4 protein-coding genes are annotated in these 4,204 nt (G+C 43.6%); 2 read left to right on the top strand and 2 right to left on the bottom strand.

What is annotated here, in order from left to right; all coding sequences use genetic code 11:
- Positions 1–418 precede the first annotated feature (418 nt).
- Positions 419–1,018: a TetR/AcrR family transcriptional regulator gene (locus tag AC4GME_RS17700; RefSeq protein ID WP_490376691.1), complete on the bottom strand. Its 600-nt coding sequence runs from the start codon at positions 1,016–1,018 to the stop codon at positions 419–421.
- A gap of 259 nt (positions 1,019–1,277) precedes the next feature.
- On the opposite strand from AC4GME_RS17700, the gene AC4GME_RS17695 reads away from it, so the two are divergent.
- Entirely contained in the window at positions 1,278–2,327 is a 1,050-nt protein-coding gene (locus AC4GME_RS17695; protein ID WP_490376692.1) for an HlyD family secretion protein, read from the top strand.
- Between the two features lie 2 nt (positions 2,328–2,329).
- A complete protein-coding gene (locus tag AC4GME_RS17690; RefSeq protein ID WP_490379930.1) occupies positions 2,330–3,856 on the top strand; it encodes an MFS transporter in 1,527 nt (508 codons plus the stop codon).
- Positions 3,857–3,988: 132 nt separating this feature from the next.
- On the opposite strand, the gene AC4GME_RS17685 is transcribed toward AC4GME_RS17690, so the two are convergent.
- A partial coding sequence (locus AC4GME_RS17685; protein WP_490379929.1) for a hypothetical protein occupies positions 3,989–4,204 on the bottom strand: 216 nt, incomplete at its 5' end.

The following is a 4,204-nucleotide window of genomic DNA, read 5'->3' as shown; positions in this document are numbered from 1 at the left end:
ATTTCCAATTATCCCCCTTTTTTATTAGCTAGATATAATGACTTCCCGCAGGTGCTAGCCTGCAATTCGCGGGTTAGTAAAAGTAAAGCCATAATAGTTCTTGTTAAACAAACTAATATGAATACTCACATAAAAAACAATAGCATAATTTTACCGGGCTGATACACACAAAGAGCTTGGTTAACTCTTTGCTGCATACCGTCTGCGAAAGTATCAACAGAGATGCAGAAACGACAGGAAGGGCTGCCTGATATTATTACCGATATCACGTGGCAAAGAAAAAACAGTAATATGGAGGTTTACAAGTTAACAGATGGAATCAGATAACGGCTGGTGCAACCTCCGATGGAGCTAGGCAAAATCTTAATTGTAAATGGATCATAGACTGGAGAAGCGCATCAGCTATGTCATTATATATTTATGCACTGCATCCTTGTAAAAAACATTTCACGGCCTGATCTGCGTATTGCTTTATTTCCTGCTCGCTTGGGGTCGCGATGCCTACTAACGCTTCCTGAAAATAATCACCTTTTAGCAGCCCCAGCAACTGAATGCTGGCCAATTTAGGATCATCTAACTTAAGTTTCCCCAGCTCAACCTGGCTAAGCAGAAAATCAATAAGAATATGACGAAAATGTTGCGGGCCACGGGACAAGAAAAATTCAGCCAGTTCTTTATCGTGGCGTGATTCAGCGACTACAACTCGGTACATATTAATAAATTCCGGCGCACAAAGGGTCTTAATATATTCACGAGCAAACTGAGTTAACTGCTCGAACAGCGGGATATCGCAGTCAGATTCAAACTGAAATACGGCTTCCATCTCTTCGGTACATTGGGTAATGACTTCGACCAAAATCCCCTTTTTGTCACCAAAATAACGATACAGGGTCTGTTTTGAGCCTCCACATTGTTCGATTATTTGATCCAGACTGGTTTCAGGATAACCTTGCTCGAAAAACAGCTTGGTTGCTACCGCAATAATGTTTTGGCGCTTTATTAGGGTTGATGGACGCATAACTACCTCTTTTTTCGCTATATTAGAACAGTTCGTTTCATAACATGCAATATATGCAATTTATACCCACGCTCTTCTATGATATTACGGTTAGCACCTTTTAAAGGCAGCACGATATCCATAGCAGATAACTGCGATTGACTCTTTTGACCTATATTTCTCGGCTTAACAGCAAATATTACTTGATCAATATATAGCCGATGAGCTATCGTACCGTACAGTACGGTACAAAGTTGTATGATAAGTGAGGATATAAGATATGAAGACAAAAATCAAAGCTGTTGTGGTCACCTTGGCCTTAGCCGTTTCTGCAGGGGTGCTCTATAACGCCTTTGCCCCAAAAGCCGATCAAGTAAAAACTGAAAATGCTTATGTTCATGCTGAGATCACGCAGATAAGCGCTGAAGCCTCCGGCCGTATTACGAAAATATTTGTCACTGATAATCAGTTAGTTGAAGCTGGTGAACTACTGGCAACCATAGATAACCGAGATTATATCGCTCATCGAGATCAGGCACAGGCAGCCTTGGCTGCATCAGAAGCGACATTAGATAATAATCTGGCACGAATAAATTTACAGCAGCTGAAGATCCAAGAAGCGGCCGCTCACCTCGATATGCTAAAAGCAGAAAATGAATTACAAAAAAGAGAGTTACTGCGTTATTCCAAGCTGGTAAAAACTGGCGCTATCAGTAAGACCAAACACGACTTACAAAAAACCACCACAATCAAAACCAGTGCCAACCTAGAAGCAGGAAAATTCACGCTAGCGGCAGCTAAGCAACAGCTTAAAACCTTACATAGTGAGCATTCGCAAATTATCGCCCAGCAACAGCAGGCCAAAGCTGGGCTTGCACTGACTGAACTTGCACTGGAAGACACTAAAATACGCGCGCCAATCACTGGTATAGTGGGCAATCGCTCCCTGCAAGCGGGTAAGTTTGTTAAAGCGGGTGCTGGTATTCTGGCGATAGTGCCCGTCGATGATCTGTGGTTACAAGCGAATTATAAAGAGACCCAGCTGACCAATGTAAAACCAGGGCAGAAAGTGGATGTGCTACTGGACATGTTCCCTGATACACAGATCAAAGGCATTGTGACTAGTATCTCCCCCTCTACCGGCAGCCAATTTAGCTTGCTTCCACCTGATAATTCCACAGGTAACTTCGTCAAAGTGGTGCAGCGCGTTGCAGTGAAAATTGCCTTGCAGATCCCTGCCGGGCTTAAAGGACGTGTCGTTCCTGGACTTTCCGCCGAAGTTATTATTCACGCAAATAACGCTGTAAGCCCTCGTAATGTAGGGGTGTAACTATGAATCGCCGTTATGAACTTATCTTGCTGCTATCGCTGCTAATGATCCCGTTTGGTATCACCTCAGCCATCTATAACGCCAGTTCTGCAGAGATGGCTGGGGCACTGGGTTTATCGGCTGATGATGGATCCTGGTTCAATATACTCTATATCATGGCGCAGTTGCTAATGCTGCCTTTTGCCTCTTGGTTAACTTATCGCTTTGGCGCCATCCGCTTACTGATTGCCGGTGTTATTATCGGTTTACTCAGTGCCATAATAAGTGCTTTTACAACTGCAGCTGTATTACATTATTTGGCATGGATTGGCCACGGTATTGCCGCCAGCGCAATGATCGTCGCGGCACAAGTCTTGGTACTGCGAAATTTAACAATCAGAGATATCGCTTATGCTGAAGGCAGTATGCTGCTGATGACCACCCTTTTACCTTTTGGGGTATACCCATGGATTTTAGCCGAGCTGGCTGAAAGCAGTCTTTGGCAATTTTCTTTCGCTGTGCAGATCATTTTTTACATTATCTTTTTATGCTGGATCTGGTTACGCCCCTTCCCTTGTAAAGATCAGAAACAGCCTGTCACACTCAATCTGATCCAGGCTTGCTTAATGACAGCAGCCATCTCCGGTGTGGTATTTGTGCTGATGCGCGGCCAGTTTTACAACTGGTTTGACAGCCCGGTGATCATTGACGCCGCCATGATAACTGCCGGTCTGCTGCTGCTTTGTGTTTTTGCCATCAAAAAACATTGGGGAAACGGCGAATACATTCGATCCGATGTGCTGCTTTCAGCAAAGAATAAAGTCTCTATGTACAATGGTGCGCTGGCTGGATTTGCCGTGTTAGGCACTTCTATGCTGATTGGCAGTTACCTTGCCGGAGTGTTGAAGTACAGCCACAGTGAGCTGGGATGGATCCAGATTCCCGCGTTCAGCACTATGCTACTGGGACTGCTGGTTAGTATTTGGATCAGCAATCATCCGCGCTTAAAATCGGATATGGTCGTCCCAATAGGGGTACTGATGATTCTGATTTCCAGTGCATTCCTTTCCAGCAGCAATGCCTATAGCGGTGAAAGTGATATGTGGCTGGCGCTGTTATTACGCGGTTTTGGTGTCGGCGTTCTCAATGTTACCGTGACTATCTCTATTCTTTCCAGCTTTGATAAAAAGCATATACCTCAAGGAGTCAGTTACTTTTATCTTTTCAGGACACTAGGTGGTCTTGCGGGGGTGGCTCTGCTCTCCCGTTTAATGAGCAAAGAGGTCTCTAGCGTGGTAAATGTGCTGGGTGAAAACTTTAATGCAAGCAATAATGCCTTTATTAAATATCAAAATGCGATGGTTCAGGTCCTGCAAAACGGCATGCAGGAAGCGACACCAGCCCGAGTTGCCGCACTGCTAAGCGGGCAATTAAAAACCCAGACGGCCGCAATAGCCGGGGTAAATAATTTCCAGTGGTTCGTGATCTGCATTTGCATTCTTGCGCCGATATTAATTATTGGTAAGAAATTGGCCGCACGGAACGCATAATACTTAATTCATAAAATGCTTTGCACTAATAGCAATTTGATTAACCTCAGCTCGGGATGATGAAAGTGCAATACTATTTAATATCATGGAGTTAAGTTTTTATATCATACAATGTTGATAGTTTTGTGCAGTTCAAAGCAAATCAGCGTAGCAATAGCTGGCTATTAGTAGTCGCTGATTTAACGCAGAAATACGCGAAAACAGCTGCACTGTGTTGATTTGCTTAGCCTGAGTTGAGTAGGCAAGTCGGACTTGGCAAACAAAGGTAATAAGAAATAAAATATTACCAATTCTTTTATTATTACGCATAACTAAAACGCGTTTAACTTGACCATTAGGTTTTAATTC

This window comes from Psychromonas sp., from assembly GCF_983033635.1.
Note: the sequence above shows the minus strand (reverse complement) of the source record. Positions and strands in the feature narration are given on the sequence as shown.

Bases quoted from the DNA above. Each gene is read 5' to 3' on its own strand.
- AC4GME_RS17690 (WP_490379930.1), top strand. From the start codon at position 2,330: ATGAATCGCCGTTATGAACTTATCTTGCTGCTATCGCTGCTAATGATC.
- AC4GME_RS17695 (WP_490376692.1), top strand. From the start codon at position 1,278: ATGAAGACAAAAATCAAAGCTGTTGTGGTCACCTTGGCCTTAGCCGTT.
- AC4GME_RS17700 (WP_490376691.1), bottom strand. From the start codon at position 1,018: ATGCGTCCATCAACCCTAATAAAGCGCCAAAACATTATTGCGGTAGCA.